Raw genomic sequence first — 17757 nt, 5'->3', positions numbered from 1 at the left:
TTATGTTTCAACTTTAAGAAAAATGGATTGGCCTTTTTTGAGTTGGTCAGCATGCTCAAAAAGAACAATGTCACCATTTAATTCGGCTTCAACCAAATAATAACCCCCTTTAAAATAACTTCGGATTACGGCAGCTTTTAGATTGGATTTTTCCATTTCTTTAAGTTGGTGCGAATAGACTATTTGTCCGTCAATTGTATTGAATTCTCCGAAAAAAGAAGCTACAAGTGGGGTTTGTGGATTGAGGTATAGGCGTTGGGGACTGTTGTAGGCTTCAATATTATGGTTATTCAAAACCATCATATTATCGGCAAAACCGAGCACGTCTTCTTTGTCATGCGTAGCCACAATACAGGTGATATTTTTTTCCTTTAAGTATTTAAAAACACTGCGCCTTAAACTTTGTTTTTTAAAATTGTCGATGTGGCTAAAGGGCTCGTCGAGCAATAAAATTTCAGGTTGTTTGGCCAAGGCTCGGGCTAGTGCTACCCGTTGTTTTTGTCCGCCACTAAGCAGTTTGACTTTGGTTTTTGCTACATCGGTAAGTTCAACCACTTCTATGAGTTCGGAGGTGCGCTGTTCTTTTTCCTCCGGATAAAAATTGGAAAGGAATTTCCCGATATTTTCTTCCACCGAAATAAAAGGCATCAAGTCAAATTCCTGTGCTACATATTTCATAAAATCGTAACCCACTACCAAGTTGAATTTTGGCCCCAATATTTCTTCGTTTTTCCAAAAAATTCGGCCTTCGTCCAAATCGTATTCGCCGTATAATACCTTGAGCAGAGTACTTTTTCCGGCGCCGCTTTCTCCAATAATAGCCAAGTTTTCGCCCGCTTCCGCTTTAAACGAAATGTTTTTTAAAACGGGCTTGTTTTTATAGGAAAATGTGAGGTTTTTTACGTTGAGCATGGTTGCAAAAATAGCATAAAAAAACCGCTCAATTAGATTAAGCGGTTATTTTAAAAGTATATCGAAAAGAATTTATAAAAGGGGCAATGTTTCGTATCCCATATTAAAAAGTGCAAATGCGAAGATGTTGGCGTATTGTTCAATCACTTTGCTTACGGGAGTTCCGGCGCCATGCCCCGCATCGGTTTCAATGCGTATTAAAACGGGGTGGTTTCCAGATTGTTTGCTTTGCAGTTCGGCAGCAAATTTAAAGCTGTGAGCTGGCACAACACGGTCGTCATGATCGGCAGTTGTAATTAAAGTTGCTGGATATTCAATACCTTTTTTAACATTGTGCAGTGGTGAATAACTTCTTAAATATTCAAACATGTCTTTGCTGTCTTCGGCCGTGCCGTAATCGTAGGCCCACCCAGCCCCCGCTGTAAAGGTGTGGTAGCGCAACATGTCTAAAACGCCAACAGCCGGCAGTGCCACTTTAGCTAAATCTGGGCGTTGGGTCATTACTGCGCCGACCAATAATCCGCCATTGGAGCCACCACGTATCGCTAAATGCCCAGAGGAGGTGTATTGGTTTTCGATAAGGTATTCCGCAGCAGCGATAAAATCATCAAACACATTTTGTTTTTGCATTTTGGTTCCGGCATCGTGCCATTTTTTTCCGTATTCGCCACCGCCTCGCAAATTGGGCACCGCAAAAATACCGCCTTGTTCCATCCAAACGGCCATGCCCACACTAAATGCTGGGTTTAAACTAACGTTAAAACCACCGTACCCGTAAAGGATGGTAGGGTTGTTTCCGTTTAGCTCCATTCCTTTTTTGTGGGTAATAATCATGGGGACTTTAGTGCCATCTTTTGAGGTGTAAAACACTTGGTTGCTCTCGTAATCTTCTGGGTTAAATGCAATAGAAGGCTTCCAATATAGCTCTGTTTCGCCAGTTTCAAGATTTAATTTGTAGATACTGGACGGGGTATTGTAGTTTGTAAATGAAAAATAATCGGTTGTCTCGTCTTTTTTAGAACCAAAACCACCGGCGTTGCCAATGCCTGGGAGAGGTATGGATCTAATGAGTTTTCCGGTGTAATCATACTGTTTAACCTGTGATATGGCATCAACCATATATTCAGCTATCAGGTACTTGCCAGAGGTTGATATGGATAAGACGTTTTCGGTTTCGGGAATCACGTCCACCCAACGTTCTGGCGATGGATTCTCAAGACTTAATTTTACGACCTTTTTATTTGGGGCATTTAAATTGGTTATGAGATAAAGTGAATCGTTTTGGCTTCCTATAACAGTGGTGCTGCTATTGGTGTTGTTCAAAACGGGGATTAGGGGATTGTTTTCGCTCGACAAGTCTTTTATAAACAATTTGTTTCCGGTGGTGGACACACGAGGAGTGATTAGCAAATATTTATCGTCGTCGGTAACATTGGCGTAAATGTAGCGATGCTTTTGTTCTAGGGTGCCACCATAAATTAATTGGTCTTGGTGTTGTGGCGAGCCTATTTTGTGGAAATAGACTTTGTGTTGGTCGGTTTTGGCTGAGAGTTGGCTGCCTTTGGGTTTGTCGTAACTGGAATAGTAAAATCCTTCGTTTTTATACCATGAAATTTGGCTGAACTTGATATCAACTAATGTGTCTTCAATAATGGCTTTGGTTTCGGTATTTAGTACGATAATTTTTCTCCAATCGCTTCCGCCCTCAGAAATAGAGTAGGCCATGAGTTCACCATCTTTAGAGAAGCTTACATCGTCTAAAGAGATGGTACCATCATCAGAGAAGGTATTGGGGTCGAGAAAAACTTCTTCAGTGTTATTTTCGTCTTTTCTGTAAAGTACGTTTTGGTTTTGTAGTCCGTTGTTTTTATAAAAATAGGTGTAATTGCCTTCTTTGAAAGGCGCTCCTATTTTCTCATAATTCCATAAGGACGACAGTCGGTTTTTAATATCGTCTTTAAAAGGTATTTGATTTAGGTAACCAAAAGTAGTGGTGTTTTGCGCTTTAACCCATTGGGCGGTTTCTGCGCTCATATCATCTTCCAGCCAGCGGTAAGGGTCTTTAACAGGAACACCAAAATAATGGTCTGTGGTGTCTACGGTTTTGGTTTCTGGGTAGTTCACTTTTGTGTTATTTTTTGTTGTTGATTGGTTTTTGCAAGAAGCGAGTAGAACGACACATAATGCGGATAGAAGTAAAGTTTTCATTAAAATAAGTGTTTCCGCTAAATTAAAAAAGCCCCCTTTACTAAAGGAGGCTTTTAACAATCTTTTAAAAGATTGATTTACACTAACTTATTTTCGATTAAGTATTCAGCAATTTGAATGGTGTTTGTTGCAGCACCTTTACGAAGATTATCGGCCACAATCCACATGTTTAATGTGTTTGGTTGCGATTCGTCGCGACGAATTCTTCCAACAAAAACTTCATCTTTATCATGAGCGTAAATAGGCATTGGGTACGAGTTGTTGGCAGTATCATCTTGTACTACAACGCCAGGTGTTTCACTTAATAATTTACGAACATCGGCCAAATCAAAATCATTTTCAAACTCAACGTTTACTGACTCTGAATGTCCACCAGAAGTTGGGATACGCACAGCTGTGGCCGAAACTGAAAACGAACGGTCGTTCATAATTTTTTGCGGCTCGCGCGCCAATTTCATTTCTTCTTTGGTGTACCCGTTTTCTTCAAATACATCGCAGTGCGGCAATGCATTTCGCCCGATAGGATAAGGATAAGCCATTTCGCCTTCAACACCGGCGATTTCGTTTTCCAATTGGCGAACGGCCTTTACACCAGTACCAGAAACCGATTGGTAGGTAGAAACTACCACACGCTTCATTTTATATTTTTTATGTAACGGATTTAGTGCCATAACCAACTGGATGGTAGAACAGTTTGGGTTGGCAATAATTTTATCGTCTTTGGTCAATTCACTAGCGTTGATTTCTGGAACCACTAACTTTTTTGAAGGATCCATTCTCCAAGCCGATGAATTGTCAACCACAGTAGTACCAACCTCTGCAAATTTTGGAGCCCACTCTACCGAGGTACCGCCACCCGCAGAAAACAAAGCGATATCTGGGCGCATGGAAACAGCCGTTTCCAATCCAACTACTTTATAATCGTTGTTTTTGTAGGTTATTGTTTTTCCAACAGAGCGCTCAGACGCTACGGGAATTAATTCGGTTACAGGAAAATTACGTTCTGCAAGAACTTTTAGCATCACTTCGCCAACCATACCAGTGGCACCAACAACAGCTACTTTCATTTTTATACTTTTTTAAAAATTTGTGGAGACAAAACTAAGTATTAATTCCATTTTAAAATCTAAAAAAAGCCCTCATTTTTAAAAAACGAGGGCTTTTTAACAACAAATAACAGGTTGTTGTATTATTAACAGATTGTTATTTTTTTAACAAATCTCTAATTTCACCTAGTAACTCTTCTTGAGTTGGGCCTTTTGGAGCTTCAGGAGCTGGTTCTTCTTTCTTCTTCATCTTGTTAACACCTTTTACAAGCATAAACATTACGAATGCCACAATGATAAAGTCGATAACATTGGTTAAGAACGATCCCCACAATACGGCAACTTCACCAACCATTTCTCCGGTGTCGTTAAGCGTACCTTCTTTTATGATATATTTTAAATCTTTGAAATCGGACTTGAATATCAATCCAATTAGTGGGGAAACGATACCTCCCGTAAATGAAGAAACCACTTCTTTAAAAGCGGCACCCATAACAAAACCAACTGCAATGTCAACAAGGTTGCCCTTCATTGCAAATTCCTTAAACTCTTTAAGCATAATTTTAAATTTTTAGATAGTGTTTCTCAAATTAACTAAAAAAAATTAACATTTAATAATTTTTTAGGTTATAAAAACGCGCTTAATCCGTTGTGAAATCGAGGTTATAAGCTCATAGGAAATAGTGTTTGCTGTATCGGCCAAATTTTCGGCAGTGGTTTCTGCGTTAAAAACGATGACCTCGTCGCCTTCCTTGCAATCAATGTTAGATACATCAACCATAATCATATCCATACAAACATTACCCACAATAAAAGTCTTTTGGTTGTTGATGGTTACATAGCCTTTGCCTTTACCATATTGACGGCCAATACCGTCGGCGTGGCCAATGGGTAAAGTGGCGGTTTTGGTAGGTTTTGTGCTAATAAAACCGCGGTTATAGCCTACGCTTTCGCCTGGTTCAACGTGATGAATTTGTGAAATAACCGTTTTTAAAGTGCCAATGGGCTTTAAGAATTGGTTTTCCTTTTTGGAGTTTCCAAAACCGTACAAGCCAATACCGCTTCTTACCATATCGAAATGTGCTTCCGGATAGTTTAAAATGCCCGAAGTATTGCACATGTGAAGGATGGGCTTGTAACCAATGGCTTCCGTAAAACGGTTTGAGATATTATTAAAACGCTCAATTTGGTTTTGGGTGAAGGCTTTTTCATTTAAATCTTCACTGGCGGCTAAATGTGAAAAAATGGATTCAACCTTTACAGCTTCGGTATTTTTTACTTTTGAAGCAATACTATTTACGTCGTTTTCACTGAAACCCAATCGATTCAATCCGGTGTTGAATTTAATATGAATGGGGTAATGATTCAGTTTTTCCGCGGAAGCGACTTCCAAAAATTCATCTAAAATTTTGGTATTGTAAAGGGCAGGTTCCAAACAGTGCTCAATCAGTTCCTTGAAATTTACCGTTTGCGGATGGAGCACCAAAATAGGTTTGGTAATTCCAGACTCCCTCAACGCCACGCCTTCGTTGGTGTACGCCACTGCAAAGTAATCTACATCGCGTTTTTCTAAAAAATGGGCTATTTCGCAGGGGTCGTTGCCGTATGCAAAAGCCTTGACTACGGCCATAAATTTGGTGTTGGGCTGTAGTTTAGATTGTAAATGCTTTAAGTTTTCCGAAAGTGCCTTTAGGTTAATTTCTAGCACTGTTTGCTGTGCTTTAGGCATTGGGGTCTTTGGGTTTGTTTATTATTTCTTCGGCATCGTTAACCTTCATGTTTCGCACTTTGTCGCGCAGCATGGCCTTGTAGTAAGCCGCTCTGCTCAATGGTTCGTATTCTTCCACTTCGCCCAAAAGTACCAAATTGTCGCTTTTTGATTTTCGGTAGCTGTACTGCGCCAAATTTCCGGTACGGGTACACACGGCGTGCACTTTAGTAACATATTCGGCCGTCGCCATTAAATTGGGCATGGGGCCAAAGGGGTTGCCTTTAAAGTCCATATCGAGTCCGGCCACTATAACCCGAACACCTTTGTTTGCTAGGTCGTTGCAGATACGAACGATTTCTTCATCAAAAAACTGGGCTTCATCAATGCCCACTACATCGCAACCATCGGCCAAAATAGGAATATTGGCGGCAGCAGGAACGGGCGTTGAGCGTATTTCGTTGGCATCGTGCGACACTACCATGTCTTCATCGTAGCGCACATCTAAAGCCGGTTTAAAGATTTCTACTTTTTGGCGGGCAAATTGGGCACGCTTCAATCTTCTGATGAGTTCTTCGGTTTTTCCCGAAAACATTGAGCCACAGATGACTTCAATCCAACCAAATTGTTCTTTATGATTTACCGTATTTTCAAGAAACATTTCGTAATTTTAGCACTAAAACAAAGCGATTATTCGTTTGCATAAAGGTGGCGTAAATTTAGGAAAAAACAAAAGCCTACCGAGTATAATTTTTTAAAGTTTTAAACCATGAAGAAGAAGATAGAGGCCGAACTTATAGCCATTGCACACCGAGTTCTTAAGTTAAAAGGAAAGGAAGATGTGCTTAAAATGCATGCCGAAGTGGCCTTGCTTTATGAAAAATTATCGGTTTTAAAATTTGCCCACGACCATTTTGGAGAAGACCTGCCCACCATAGGTAGCGATACTTCGTTTTTTGGAATGTTGGATAAAGCTTTCAACAATAAAATAAGTGACAATATTGAGGTTGAGGATAAAATCTATGTTAACTTAGATGAAAATGAAAACGAGGCCATTATGGAGCCCGTTATGAACAAAATAAAGGATATGGTGGCCTTTATGCCAGACGAAGATGAGGAACAAGAGCCTATTGTTAAAGACACCAAGCCTGAACCGCCAAAACCGCAATACAGCCTAGACGATATTACAGCCGGCTTTGATGAAACCCCCATATTCGAGCCTGTGACGAGCAGCCAAAACGGTGTGCCAAATGAAAAAAAATCATTGAACGATAAATTGAAAATTGGTGGATTCAACATTGGGCTGAATGACAAAATAGCGTTTATAAAGCACCTTTTTGATGGCCAAAATGAAGATTATATTCGCGTTATTTCGCAATTAAATACCTTTCAAACCTTTGCCAATGCCAAGAATTTTATTGAAACCATGGTAAAACCCGATTACAACAATTGGGAGGACAAAGAGGAGTTTGAAGGGCGTTTTATGGAAATTATCGAAGCCAAGTTTAACTAACCCATGAGTAAACTCTACATCGTGCCTACACCCATAGGCAATTTAAAAGACATCACCTTTCGCGCCGTTGACGTTTTGAAAACAGCCGATTTAATTTTGGCCGAAGACACCCGAACCTCGGGAAAACTTTTAAAACATTTCGAAATTTCGACCCCCATGCAATCGCACCACATGCACAACGAACACAAAACCGTTGATGCTGTTGTGCAGAAAATAAAAGGAGGAAGTACCATTGCATTGATTAGTGATGCGGGTACGCCGGCCATTTCCGACCCTGGTTTTTTGCTTTCGCGTGCTTGTATCGAGAATAATATTGAAGTGGAATGTTTGCCCGGAGCGACGGCTTTTGTGCCAGCTTTGGTCAATTCTGGGCTGCCTAACGATAAATTTGTATTTGAAGGTTTTCTGCCCGTAAAGAAAGGCCGCCAAACAAGATTGTTGCTTTTGGCACAAGAGCCACGAACCATGATTTTTTATGAAAGTCCGCATAAATTAGTGAAAACTCTGGGGCATTTTTGCGAGTATTTTGGTGATGACCGACAATTGTCCGTGTCTCGCGAATTGACCAAACTATACGAAGAAACCATCCGCGGAACGGCCCGCGAAGTGTTAGAACATTATACCCAAAAACCACCCAAAGGCGAAATTGTTATTGTGGTAGCTGGAACGAATAAATAAAATTGAAAAATGACTATTGAAACTTTTAAGAATAAATTAAAAAATACACCAAAAATCGTAGCATTTTCAGAAACTATGGATGTAATTGAAGCGCACTACCAATTTACGCCCACAGCCTTTAAAAATGGAGATCTAGAAAATAAAGCAGGCGAAAATTCAGGGTCGTGCAAATTATTGGCTTTTGCCAAATTACAGAATTTATCAAAAGAAGAAACCTTGGCCTGTTTCGGTCAATTCTATTTTGAAGACGTATTAAAAGACCCCAACGGAAATGGCCACCAAAATATCCGTAATTTTATGAAAACGGGGTTTGATGGTTTATCTTTTGAAGGAGAGCCATTAAAAGGAAAGTAAGAGTTTAGTTCGAGTGTCATGTTAAAAATGTGATGCGTCACACAATATTCGATGCAACAGTTACTTGAAAACATAAAACAATGTACCATTTGTGAAGCGGACCTTCCACTTGGCCCGCGACCTGTTGTTTCGGCGCATACCCATTCTAAAATCGTTATTGTGGGGCAAGCCCCCGGCACCAAGGTACATGCATCTGGTATTCCGTGGGATGATGCAAGTGGTAAGCAACTGCGGAAATGGCTGGATGTTACTCCAGAGGTGTTTTACAATCCTGAAAATTTTGCTATAATCCCCATGGGGTTTTGTTACCCCGGAAAAGGAGAAAGTGGCGATTTGCCTCCTCGCCCCGAATGCGCGCCACAGTGGCACCAAAAGTTGTTTGACGGGATGAAGCAAGTGGAGCTTGTACTTTTAATAGGCATGTACGCCCAAAACTACTATTTGGGAAAAGTAGCTAAAAAAACGCTCACCGAAACGGTTAAAAATTATAACGACTATTTGCCCAAATATCTGCCGTTGCCGCATCCGTCGCCAAGAAATCGGTTTTGGTTGGCTAAGAATCCTTGGTTTGAAGTTGAGGTGTTGCCAGTGTTGCAGCAAATAGTGAAGAAACTCGTTTAAAATGCTTTTAAGTATTCTTGATATTTGAATATTTCCTGTGGATTTTCTTTTATGTTTATTCGTTTAATTTCCTCGTTATTTTCGTCGAGTTCAATTAAATAGCCGTTATCGCCATCTTCCAACATTCTTAGGAACATTTTTAGAGAACCATCTGGATTATAAAACTTAATGGCTTCAAAATCGTCGTAGTTAGACGATATTTGTTCAGAAAATACTTTTCCGTTTTTTATGGTTTGGGTGATGCTGCGGCCTTCCTTTATAAACATTTGGGATTCAATATTGCCAATTAAATCGAATGATACCGATTCGATTACTTCTTCATCTTCTATCTTCGATTCAGATTTGATGTTGCCATTATCAAAATATGAAATGCTTTTGCCGTACAGCACACCGTTTTTATGCGTGTTTACCTTAGAAAGCTGTCCTGAAAGGTTGAAGGTTTTCTCCTCACCATGCAATTTTCCGTTTAAATAATTGGACTGCGAAAAAATTTCCCCATTGCTATGGAAAACAATGTAAGTGCCATTCAGTATGCCATTGGTTACATTAAATTCTTCCCACTTTTTGAATTTGTCGCCCACAACATAATAACCATTTAAAAGCTTTCGGTCTTCATTACTTCTGTAGATGCTAATGTCGTTATGAGAATCCACAAAGTAGGAATTTCGAGCCACCAATTTAAAATTGTTATCGTTGTTTTGAGGTTCTTTTTTACAACTGTGGATAAATAAACTGGCGGAAGCAAAGCATATAATAAATTTGGTTGGCATTAGGTGAAGTTTTTTCAACATGGTTTGTAAGGTTTAAATTTAAGTCATTCGTGAATTAGTGGCAACCAAAAAAACAGATAAAAGATAAAAATAATGAGATTCCTGTCTTCACAGGAATAGTAAATCAGCCATGCTTCCCGCGTTCCCAGCCATGTTTCCCCAAATATTTCTCTCCACTTTCAACTGCGCCAGTTTCAATGGTGGTCGCCATACTATCATTCCAACGGTTTAAATAGCCAAAAAGAGAAATCACCCCGAGCATTTCAACAATTTCGCCATCGTTCCAATATTGATGTAAACGCTTTTTTAAATCCTCATCAACAGCATTTGGCACTTGGCTGGCGGCCAAACTGAAATCTAAGGCAGCGCGTTCGGCTTCGCTAAAAGCTGGGTGGGTGCGGTAGTCCCAAATGTTATCCAATTGTTCCTGTTCAGCGCCGTAGCGCTCGGCAGCCCGAATAGCATGGGCTTGGCAATAACGGCAACCGGTGGCATTGCTACTTACCCAAGCCATCATGCGCTTAAGGGCAGAGGTAACCCGCCCTTCGTTCGCCATAACGGCTTTATTCAAATTAATAAACGCTTTACTTATTGCTGGCCGGTGTTGCATGGTGAGTACTGAATTGGGACAAAAACCAAGGGTTTCATTAAAAAATTCGGCTAATTTTTTGGTTTCCAAATCATGATCTGCAGATAAAGGCGTTACTAAAGGCATAGTTGTGAATTTTGTAGTATTTTTGACAACTACAAGTAACAAAAAATAGTTTAAAGCAATGTCAGTTAAAGTTTCTACAAAGTGGTTAGGCGAAATGCGGTTTGAAAGTACAAACCCATCTGGACTCAATTTATTTATTGATGCCGGAGAAGAAAACGGAGGAAAAGGCGAAGGCTACCGCCCCAAAGCATTGATGCTTTCTGGTTTGGCTGGATGCTCTGGAATAGATGTGGCTGCTTTAATCAAGAAAATGAAATTGGAGGTGGATGATTTCAGCATTGAAATTGAAGCGAATCTAACTGAAGAGCATCCCAAGTATTACGATAAAGTAGCGATGCATTTTCATTTTTACGGCGAAAATTTAAGCGAAAAAAAATTGCAGCGTGCGGTCGATTTATCCATTGAAAAATACTGCGGTGTAATGGAAATGTTCCGTCAGTTTTCAGAATTGGATGTTCAAACACACTTTCATTACGATAATTAGATTTTTACCCTACCGAGTAGTTAAGCTATTTTTATGCGCTGGACCATAAAACCACAACCGGAACCTAAAAAAGTAAAGACCTTGCAAAAGGCGCTTAAGGTTGACGAACACATTGCGACTTTGCTATTACAACGTGGCGTTGAAACCTTCGATGAAGCTAAACGTTTTTTTAGACCCAAATTGAAGCACTTGCACAATCCGTTCTTGATGAAAGATATGGATAAGGCTGTAGCCCGAATAGAAAAGGCTTTTGCAAATAACGAAAATATTTTGGTGTACGGCGATTACGATGTGGATGGCACTACGGCGGTGGCACTTATGTCCACCTACCTAAAAACAAGGCACAATTTGGTTTATACTTATATCCCGAACCGGTACGACGAAGGTTACGGAGTCTCTTATAAAGGCATCAACTTTGCTTTGGAAAATGATTTTACGTTAATTATAGCGCTCGATTGTGGTATTAAATCGGTTGAAAAAGTAGCACATGCCAAATCGTTGGGAATCGATTTTATTATTTGTGATCACCACCGTCCGGGAGACGAAATTCCCGATGCCGTTGCGGTTTTAGATCCCAAACGTGAAGATTGTAATTACCCGTACAAAGAATTGTGTGGTTGTGGCGTTGGTTTTAAGCTCGTCCAGGCTTTGGCTTCAAAAGAGGGAAAAACGGCGGCCGATTTAACTGAGTATCTCGATTTGGTGGCCACGGCCATTGGTGCCGATATTGTTCCCATTGATGGCGAAAACCGCGTGTTGGCTTATTTTGGGTTGTTGGTTATCAATACCAATCCACGTCCTGGTATCAAAGCCATTTTAAATCAGGTTGAAAAAACTGAGCTGACCATCACCGATGTGGTGTTTGTTGTGGCACCAAGAATCAATGCCGCTGGGCGGATGGAACACGGTAATTATGCGGTGACTTTATTGGCGGAAGAAGAAGACGATTTGGCGGCCAAATACGCCGAAGAAATCAATAATTATAATTTAGAGCGTCGCGAAACCGATAAACAAATTACTGAGGAAGCACTCCAACAGATTGAAGAAAATAACGAGCAAGATAGGCTAACTACTGTGGTTTACCATCCCGAATGGCATAAAGGTGTTATTGGCATTGTGGCTTCGCGGTTAACCGAAACTTACTATCGCCCAACTTTAGTATTTACCAAAAGTGGCAATAAATTGGCCGCTTCGGCACGCTCGGTCAGGGGATTCGATGTTTACAATGCCTTGGAAGCCTGTAAAGAGCATATCGAGCAATTTGGCGGACATAAATATGCAGCGGGTTTAACGCTCGAAGAAAAAAACTATGAAGCCTTTAAGCAGGCCTTTGAAGAGGTAGTTTCAAAAACCATAGACAGGAACTTATTGACGCCCGAAATTAAAATTGATGCCCAAATCGATTTAAAGAATATTACGCCCAAATTTTACAGGATTTTAAAACAATTTGCCCCCTACGGCCCGAATAACATGACACCTGTTTTTATGTCCGATAACTTAATAGACACAGGTTACGGAAAGTGCGTGGGCGAAGACAAAACCCATTTAAGATTAACCGCCACACAACCTACCTCGCCAGACCGATTTGTAGGCATTGGGTTTAGTATGGGCGATAAATTCGAAATTATTTCTGAAGGAAAGCCGTTTAAAGCGGTGTATTCCATTGATGAAAACGAATGGCGCGGCAATGTGAGTTTGCAGTTGAAGCTTAGAGACATAAAATAGAGCACAAATTTTAAAATAACGAATTCTCTTATTTTAGATTTTATACGAAAACTAAAATAAAGGGTGCGCTTAATTTAGTTTTCGTATAAAAATTAAAATAGGATGGCAAGAACAGACCCTTATGCGGCATTACGAATAAAGGAATTCAATATTTTTTTATTGGTACGTTTTGTATTGGTATTTGGTTGGTCCATGCAATTTATTGTTATTGAATGGCAGGTGTATAGCCTTACCAAAGACCCACTGTATTTAGGTTTGATTGGTTTGATGGAAATCATCCCTGCGTTTACCATGGCACTGTTTGCCGGACACATTGTGGATCAAAAGGAAAAACGGAATCTGTTGGCGCTTTGCATAGCGGCATTTTCATTGATGAGTTTGGGGCTGTTTTTACTGACTTCCGACAAAATTGTTGGCGATTGGAATACCCAATCCATCTTATATGCCATTTATGCACTTGTGTTTTTTGGAGGCTTTTTGCGTTCGTTTTTCGGGCCCACTATTTTTTCGTTGGTGGCGCTCATTGTTCCGAAGAAAATATATCCCAACGCCGCCACATGGAGCACCAGTACTTGGAAAGCAGCAGCCGTTTTAGGAGCACTTTTGGGTGGTTTTTCCATCCATTGGATGGGCGTTCCCAAAACATTATGTTTAATATTTATTTTGGTGAGTATTTCTTTCGGACTTACTTTTTTAATCAAGAAAAAACCCATTTTAAATCCGAAAATTGGAGAACCGGTCAAAGAAAGTTTAAAAGTGGGTGTACGCTTTGTGTTTAGCGATAAAGCCATTTTAGGTGCCTTGACTTTAGATATGATTGCGGTTTTATTTGGAGGAACGGTAGCGCTATTGTCTGTTTTTGCGCAAGATATTTTGGAAGTCGGTTCGAAGGGGTTTGGCATTTTAAATGCCTCAATTTCATTGGGAAGTATCTTTAGTATGTTTATGACCACTTACATGCCGATAAGTAGAAATGCAGGAAAAAAACTGCTGGCTACTATTTTCGGTTTCGGACTCTGCATTATAGCTTTTGGGCTGTCGAATAGCTTTTGGGTAAGTGTTGTGGCACTGTTTTTAAGTGGCGCAACCGATGGGGTTTCCATGGTAATTAGGCAAACCATTTTACAGCTAAAAACCCCCGATGATATGCGCGGGCGAGTATCGGCGGTAAATTCAATGTTTGTGGGGTCTTCAAATGAATTGGGCGCTTTTGAAAGCGGGTTAGCAGCCAAATTAATTGGTCCTGTGGCGGCCGTGGTTTTTGGTGGCACCATGACTTTGATTACCGTTACCGCTATTGGAGCCAAAAATCATACGCTCAGGAATTTGGATTTGACTAAAGAAATCGAGGCCATTGAAGGGAAATAGTCTTGACTTAATACTCCTTTAACTCCAAGGTTTCCCCATCAAAAACGCCATAAGTAAAATATGAGATCCAATCGCCCAAGTTGATGTATTTTGAACGTTCGTTAAGGTCAATGTTCAAAGGTAAATGACGGTGGCCAAACACGAAGTAATCACGGTGTTTGTCCTCTAACTTGCGCTTGCAGTATTGCACCAGCCACTCATTGTCCTCACCCAAAAATTGGGCGTCTTCATCGCCTGAAATCATCTTGTTTTTTACCGAAAGGTACTGTGCCATGCGTACGCCCAAATCGGGATGCAGCCAACGGAACAGCCATTTGCAAAACGGGTTGGTAAATACCTTTTTCATGCGTTTATAGCCTTTGTCGCCCGGCCCTAAACCATCACCATGGCCAATAAAAAAGGCTTTGTTGTTAAAGGTGAATTCTTTGGGTTTGTGGAATACGGGAATATTCAGTTCTTCCTCAAAATAGCCGTTCATCCAAAGGTCGTGGTTGCCCACAAAATAGTAAATAGGAATGCCCGAATCGCTAATTTCGGCGAGTTTGCCGAGGGTTCGTGTAAAGCCACGCGGTACTACCGTTTTAAATTCCATCCAAAAATCGAACATATCGCCCAATAGAAAAATAGCCGCGGCATCGTGCTTTACCTCGTCGAGCCAAGCCACGAATTTTTTTTCGCGTGGACGGGAGGCTTCGGCCGTTGGTGCGCCCAAATGGTTATCGGATGCGAAATATATTTTTTTTCCTTTCGGGATTTGCATGCCGTAAATATAAGTTAATTCCTTTGAAGGCTGGAATTCCATTCTTCTATTTTTGTGGTGCAAAAAAAACATAGGACAAGCCTAGCACTAGGCACATAAACGCGTTAGGGATTGAAGCAAGCTACCGTGTAGCGCGTAAAGCCCGACCTGAAAGGTAACGCCCTAATTATTATCGTACGCAAACCATTCAGCAAATGCGGTTTCGGTTTCTTGAAGTTTTAAGCTGTGCAGCATGATTTGTTTGGGCAGCCGCTTGCTTATTTTTTTTGCAAAATCTAGTACCATCATTTCGCTGGTGGGTTGGTAATCGACCAACAAAATATTGTGTCCAAGGGCTTCAAGATCTTTAGCCAGCTCCACGTGAGGGGTGTTTTTGTTGAACACCGTGGCGTGGTCGAAAACGTTTACAATTTCTTCTTTTACAATTTTTTTGAGGTCGCCAAAATCGATAACCATACCGTACTTCACGTTCGATTTGTCGGTTATAGGTTTACCAATAACTGTAACAAAAAGTTTGTAGCTATGGCCGTGTATGTTTTTGCACTTTCCGTCGTAGCCGTAAAGGGCGTGGGCGGTTTCAAAATCGAATTTTTTGGTGATGCGGATGTTGTTCCCCATGGGTGATTAAAAATTATGCTGCAAATATATTGATTTTGTACGAGCAATTGATTTTTACATTACATTTGCGCGCTTTTTACTCGATAATCGAGATTTAGATGCACCGAAGTTGTTCAATTTTAAAGATATACCGTTTTGATTTTAACTAAATGAATCCACTTTTTGAATCTGTAGGTTTTGAAGAAAACCCCGTTTACGAGCAATTGATTGCCGATATTGGGAAACAGCAATACAGTATTGTTGAGGATTTCTTCACTCAGGATGAGGTTGCGTTATTAAGGCAAATGTTGCAGCAAAAGCACGAAGCCGATGCTTTTAAGAAGGCGGCCATTGGTAACCGCGTAAACGAAACCATTGAAAAATCCATACGTGGCGATTTTATTCTATGGATGGATGAGCGCAAAGCCAATACGGTGGAGCAATTGTTTTTTAACAGAATAAACCATTTGGTGGATTACCTAAATCGCACTTGTTTTTTGGGTATTTTACAAAAGGAGTTCCATTATGCGCTTTACCCCAAAGGGACATTTTATAAAAGGCATATCGATACATTTCAAAATGACGACAGACGAAAACTCTCGTTGGTTTGCTATTTAAACGAAGAAGATTGGTTGCCGGAAAATGGCGGTGAATTGGTGTTGTATTTAAACGAAAACGGCGAAGAAATGGAAAAGGTGATTTATCCATTCCCGGGACGGATTGTTATTTTTGAAAGCCAAATAATTGAGCACGAAGTGAAGCCCGTAAACACGCAGCGTTTAAGTATTACGGGGTGGTTGAAAACCCGATAGACTACCGGCGGCCTCGGTATCGGTTGTAAAAATAAATAACGATAAGCACTACGGCTAAGATTAGAAAAAGTCTGTTGCCCATGATTTTGTTTTTAGGGAGGCAAAGTTATTGTTTTTCAGACAATGGTAAAAAAGTCTTTCTGAATTTTACAATCAGAGGAACGCCCCGTGCCAACATCCAAAAGGTAATGGCAATAAAAATGGCATGTAGTTTATAACCCAACCCATCGAGTGCAAAAAGGATGGGAATAAAGACGATAAAGGTTGAAAACAGTAACACATTACGGAGGTATTCCATTTTTCCGAGACCTTTAAACATGCCGTCGAAAATAAAGGCTAAAGTACCGAGGGGCTGCATGGCCAGAATAATCCAAAAGATGCTGTAAAATGCTTCTAAAACTTCGGGTTCTTTGGTGAAAATACGTCCAATAGGATAGTAAAAAACAGCACCAATAACAGCTAGAATTACGCCTATAATCAATCCGTATTTAATGAGTTTGTTACTTAGCGCAATTAATGTGCTGTAGGCTTCGGCACCAAAAAGTTTTCCGGAAAGAATGTTTCCGGCACCAGCATAACCATCAACTACAAAGGCTCCGAAAAACCATAAATTTATGGCAATGGTATAAGCGGCAATGTAATTGGCACCGTAACCAGTAGCAAACGAACTGGCAAAATATAAAGTGACATTTAGGGCTACGGTACGCACAAATAAATTGAGAATCATAAAAATAAAACGCCTGATTTCTGGATTGAAAGGCAAACTCACTTTTAAAGGAATAGTGGTTTTTTTCAATAAAAAGTATGCCGATAAGCCTGCCATAAGCATTTGGGCAATCACACTAGCGTAAGCTGCACCCTTAAGATTTATTGGAGCAATATAGCCATCGATACCATAGACCAAAATGACGTCCAATATAATATTCACAGCCGCACCAATTATGGCGATAATCATGGGGTGGTAGGTGTTTTGCAATCCACGGAAAGCCCCAAAAACAGCTATAGTAAACAAAGTGAACGGAAACCCGAGTACCCTAATTTTGTAATATAACACGGTGTAATCTAAAATTAACCCAGAAGCATTATACAGTTTAAAAATGTATTGGGCGAATGGGTAGGTAGCAGCAATAATCAACAAACTTAATGAGGTGATTATGAAAATGGCCTGAGCGGGTAAATCTTTGATTTGCGCTAATTTGTTGGCGCCTAGGTATTGCGAAACTAACGACGAAATGGCACTTCGGGTTTGCCCCAAGACCCAAATGAGCATGGATAAAAATGTGGAAACAATGCCCACTGCGGCTAACGATTCGGTGGCGTTAAATTCAATATGCCCCACAATGGCGGCATCGGTCATCGATAAAATGGGTTCAGCTACGCCTGCAATTAATGCTGGAATAGCCAAATTGTTGATGTGTTTTAAACTAATATCGATGCTCATACTGAGGATTTTCGGGGTCAAAGGTATTTTAAATTTGTGTTTTAC

Annotated in this window: 19 protein-coding genes; 8 read left to right on the top strand and 11 right to left on the bottom strand. The window is 40.4% G+C overall.

Annotated features, from left to right (window positions below; all coding sequences use genetic code 11):
- From ABI125_00815 to ABI125_00790, 6 genes are all read right to left on the bottom strand, one after another.
- The gene (locus tag ABI125_00815) at positions 1–912 is read right to left on the bottom strand and encodes an ABC transporter ATP-binding protein (GenBank protein XCF06413.1); all 912 of its coding nucleotides are present in this window, start codon (positions 910–912) and stop codon (positions 1–3) included.
- 72 nt (positions 913–984) lie between these two features.
- Positions 985–3120, bottom strand: a complete 2136-nt coding sequence (locus tag ABI125_00810) for a prolyl oligopeptidase family serine peptidase (protein ID XCF06412.1) — start codon at positions 3118–3120, stop codon at positions 985–987.
- Between the two features lie 77 nt (positions 3121–3197).
- A complete protein-coding gene (locus ABI125_00805) occupies positions 3198–4187 on the bottom strand; it encodes an aspartate-semialdehyde dehydrogenase (protein ID XCF06411.1) in 990 nt (329 codons plus the stop codon).
- Between the two features lie 136 nt (positions 4188–4323).
- On the bottom strand, positions 4324–4725 hold the full coding sequence (gene mscL / locus ABI125_00800; GenBank protein XCF06410.1) for a large-conductance mechanosensitive channel protein MscL: 402 nt from the start codon (positions 4723–4725) through the stop codon (positions 4324–4326).
- Between the two features lie 63 nt (positions 4726–4788).
- Positions 4789–5895 (bottom strand): alanine racemase, encoded by a 1107-nt coding sequence (gene alr / locus ABI125_00795; protein ID XCF06409.1) that lies wholly within the window; start codon positions 5893–5895, stop codon positions 4789–4791.
- Complete coding sequence (locus ABI125_00790) at positions 5888–6535, bottom strand: thymidine kinase (GenBank protein XCF06408.1); 648 nt, start codon at positions 6533–6535, stop codon at positions 5888–5890. Before ABI125_00790 ends, alr begins: the two co-directional genes overlap by 8 nt.
- 108 nt (positions 6536–6643) lie before the next feature.
- Here ABI125_00790 and ABI125_00785 point away from each other — a divergent pair, with 108 nt between their 5' ends.
- Genes ABI125_00785 through ABI125_00770 form a run of 4 tightly spaced genes read left to right on the top strand, consistent with a single transcriptional unit; the run spans position 6644 to position 9040 of the window.
- Entirely contained in the window at positions 6644–7387 is a 744-nt protein-coding gene (locus ABI125_00785) for a hypothetical protein (GenBank protein ID XCF06407.1), read from the top strand.
- Between the two features lie 3 nt (positions 7388–7390).
- Positions 7391–8065 carry a 16S rRNA (cytidine(1402)-2'-O)-methyltransferase gene (gene rsmI, locus ABI125_00780; protein ID XCF06406.1) on the top strand — a complete coding sequence of 225 codons (675 nt, stop codon included), beginning with the start codon at positions 7391–7393 and terminating at the stop codon, positions 8063–8065.
- A gap of 9 nt (positions 8066–8074) precedes the next feature.
- On the top strand, positions 8075–8419 hold the full coding sequence (locus ABI125_00775) for a HopJ type III effector protein (GenBank protein XCF06405.1): 345 nt from the start codon (positions 8075–8077) through the stop codon (positions 8417–8419).
- Positions 8420–8470: 51 nt separating this feature from the next.
- The gene (locus ABI125_00770; GenBank protein XCF06404.1) at positions 8471–9040 is read left to right on the top strand and encodes a uracil-DNA glycosylase family protein; all 570 of its coding nucleotides are present in this window, start codon (positions 8471–8473) and stop codon (positions 9038–9040) included.
- On the opposite strand, the gene ABI125_00765 is transcribed toward ABI125_00770, so the two are convergent.
- Both ABI125_00765 and ABI125_00760 read right to left on the bottom strand, forming a co-directional pair.
- Positions 9037–9810, bottom strand: coding sequence for a hypothetical protein (locus ABI125_00765; protein XCF06403.1), 774 nt, complete (start codon positions 9808–9810; stop codon positions 9037–9039). The genes ABI125_00770 and ABI125_00765 overlap by 4 nt on opposite strands.
- 124 nt (positions 9811–9934) lie before the next feature.
- Positions 9935–10525: a carboxymuconolactone decarboxylase family protein gene (locus ABI125_00760; protein ID XCF06402.1), complete on the bottom strand. Its 591-nt coding sequence runs from the start codon at positions 10523–10525 to the stop codon at positions 9935–9937.
- 58 nt (positions 10526–10583) lie between these two features.
- On the opposite strand from ABI125_00760, the gene ABI125_00755 reads away from it, so the two are divergent.
- From ABI125_00755 to ABI125_00745, 3 genes are all read left to right on the top strand, one after another.
- Positions 10584–11009 (top strand): OsmC family protein, encoded by a 426-nt coding sequence (locus ABI125_00755; GenBank protein XCF06401.1) that lies wholly within the window; start codon positions 10584–10586, stop codon positions 11007–11009.
- A gap of 33 nt (positions 11010–11042) precedes the next feature.
- Positions 11043–12734 carry a single-stranded-DNA-specific exonuclease RecJ gene (recJ, locus tag ABI125_00750; GenBank protein XCF06400.1) on the top strand — a complete coding sequence of 564 codons (1692 nt, stop codon included), beginning with the start codon at positions 11043–11045 and terminating at the stop codon, positions 12732–12734.
- Positions 12735–12836: 102 nt separating this feature from the next.
- The gene (locus ABI125_00745) at positions 12837–14102 is read left to right on the top strand and encodes an MFS transporter (protein ID XCF06399.1); all 1266 of its coding nucleotides are present in this window, start codon (positions 12837–12839) and stop codon (positions 14100–14102) included.
- A gap of 7 nt (positions 14103–14109) precedes the next feature.
- On the opposite strand, the gene ABI125_00740 is transcribed toward ABI125_00745, so the two are convergent.
- Together ABI125_00740 and ABI125_00735 are read right to left on the bottom strand one after the other, a co-directional pair.
- Entirely contained in the window at positions 14110–14862 is a 753-nt protein-coding gene (locus ABI125_00740; protein ID XCF07925.1) for a UDP-2,3-diacylglucosamine diphosphatase, read from the bottom strand.
- 162 nt (positions 14863–15024) lie between these two features.
- The gene (locus tag ABI125_00735) at positions 15025–15480 is read right to left on the bottom strand and encodes a 6-carboxytetrahydropterin synthase (protein XCF06398.1); all 456 of its coding nucleotides are present in this window, start codon (positions 15478–15480) and stop codon (positions 15025–15027) included.
- A 149-nt stretch (positions 15481–15629) separates the two neighbouring features.
- Between ABI125_00735 and ABI125_00730 the strand changes: the two genes are divergently transcribed.
- Positions 15630–16271 (top strand): 2OG-Fe(II) oxygenase, encoded by a 642-nt coding sequence (locus tag ABI125_00730; protein XCF06397.1) that lies wholly within the window; start codon positions 15630–15632, stop codon positions 16269–16271.
- Between the two features lie 106 nt (positions 16272–16377).
- Here ABI125_00730 and ABI125_00725 read toward each other — a convergent pair whose 3' ends face one another.
- Entirely contained in the window at positions 16378–17712 is a 1335-nt protein-coding gene (locus ABI125_00725; protein XCF06396.1) for an MATE family efflux transporter, read from the bottom strand.
- Positions 17713–17757: the final 45 nt, after the last annotated feature.

Origin of the sequence: Tamlana crocina, from assembly GCA_040429635.1 — a bacterium.
GTDB classification, from domain to species: domain Bacteria; phylum Bacteroidota; class Bacteroidia; order Flavobacteriales; family Flavobacteriaceae; genus Flavisericum; species Flavisericum crocinum.
The sequence above is the reverse complement of the archived record's forward strand: the minus strand, read 5'-3'. Positions and strand labels throughout refer to the sequence as shown.

What these genes read in the sequence shown, in the direction of transcription:
- ABI125_00815 (XCF06413.1), bottom strand. Translation starts at nt 912, where the DNA reads ATGCTCAACGTAAAAAACCTCACATTTTCCTATAAAAACAAGCCCGTT.
- ABI125_00810 (XCF06412.1), bottom strand. Translation starts at nt 3,120, where the DNA reads ATGAAAACTTTACTTCTATCCGCATTATGTGTCGTTCTACTCGCTTCT.
- ABI125_00805 (XCF06411.1), bottom strand. Translation starts at nt 4,187, where the DNA reads ATGAAAGTAGCTGTTGTTGGTGCCACTGGTATGGTTGGCGAAGTGATG.
- mscL (XCF06410.1), bottom strand. Translation starts at nt 4,725, where the DNA reads ATGCTTAAAGAGTTTAAGGAATTTGCAATGAAGGGCAACCTTGTTGAC.
- alr (XCF06409.1), bottom strand. Translation starts at nt 5,895, where the DNA reads ATGCCTAAAGCACAGCAAACAGTGCTAGAAATTAACCTAAAGGCACTT.
- ABI125_00790 (XCF06408.1), bottom strand. Translation starts at nt 6,535, where the DNA reads ATGTTTCTTGAAAATACGGTAAATCATAAAGAACAATTTGGTTGGATT.
- ABI125_00785 (XCF06407.1), top strand. Translation starts at nt 6,644, where the DNA reads ATGAAGAAGAAGATAGAGGCCGAACTTATAGCCATTGCACACCGAGTT.
- rsmI (XCF06406.1), top strand. Translation starts at nt 7,391, where the DNA reads ATGAGTAAACTCTACATCGTGCCTACACCCATAGGCAATTTAAAAGAC.
- ABI125_00775 (XCF06405.1), top strand. Translation starts at nt 8,075, where the DNA reads ATGACTATTGAAACTTTTAAGAATAAATTAAAAAATACACCAAAAATC.
- ABI125_00770 (XCF06404.1), top strand. Translation starts at nt 8,471, where the DNA reads ATGCAACAGTTACTTGAAAACATAAAACAATGTACCATTTGTGAAGCG.
- ABI125_00765 (XCF06403.1), bottom strand. Translation starts at nt 9,810, where the DNA reads ATGCCAACCAAATTTATTATATGCTTTGCTTCCGCCAGTTTATTTATC.
- ABI125_00760 (XCF06402.1), bottom strand. Translation starts at nt 10,525, where the DNA reads ATGCCTTTAGTAACGCCTTTATCTGCAGATCATGATTTGGAAACCAAA.
- ABI125_00755 (XCF06401.1), top strand. Translation starts at nt 10,584, where the DNA reads ATGTCAGTTAAAGTTTCTACAAAGTGGTTAGGCGAAATGCGGTTTGAA.
- recJ (XCF06400.1), top strand. Translation starts at nt 11,043, where the DNA reads ATGCGCTGGACCATAAAACCACAACCGGAACCTAAAAAAGTAAAGACC.
- ABI125_00745 (XCF06399.1), top strand. Translation starts at nt 12,837, where the DNA reads ATGGCAAGAACAGACCCTTATGCGGCATTACGAATAAAGGAATTCAAT.
- ABI125_00740 (XCF07925.1), bottom strand. Translation starts at nt 14,862, where the DNA reads ATGCAAATCCCGAAAGGAAAAAAAATATATTTCGCATCCGATAACCAT.
- ABI125_00735 (XCF06398.1), bottom strand. Translation starts at nt 15,480, where the DNA reads ATGGGGAACAACATCCGCATCACCAAAAAATTCGATTTTGAAACCGCC.
- ABI125_00730 (XCF06397.1), top strand. Translation starts at nt 15,630, where the DNA reads ATGAATCCACTTTTTGAATCTGTAGGTTTTGAAGAAAACCCCGTTTAC.
- ABI125_00725 (XCF06396.1), bottom strand. Translation starts at nt 17,712, where the DNA reads ATGAGCATCGATATTAGTTTAAAACACATCAACAATTTGGCTATTCCA.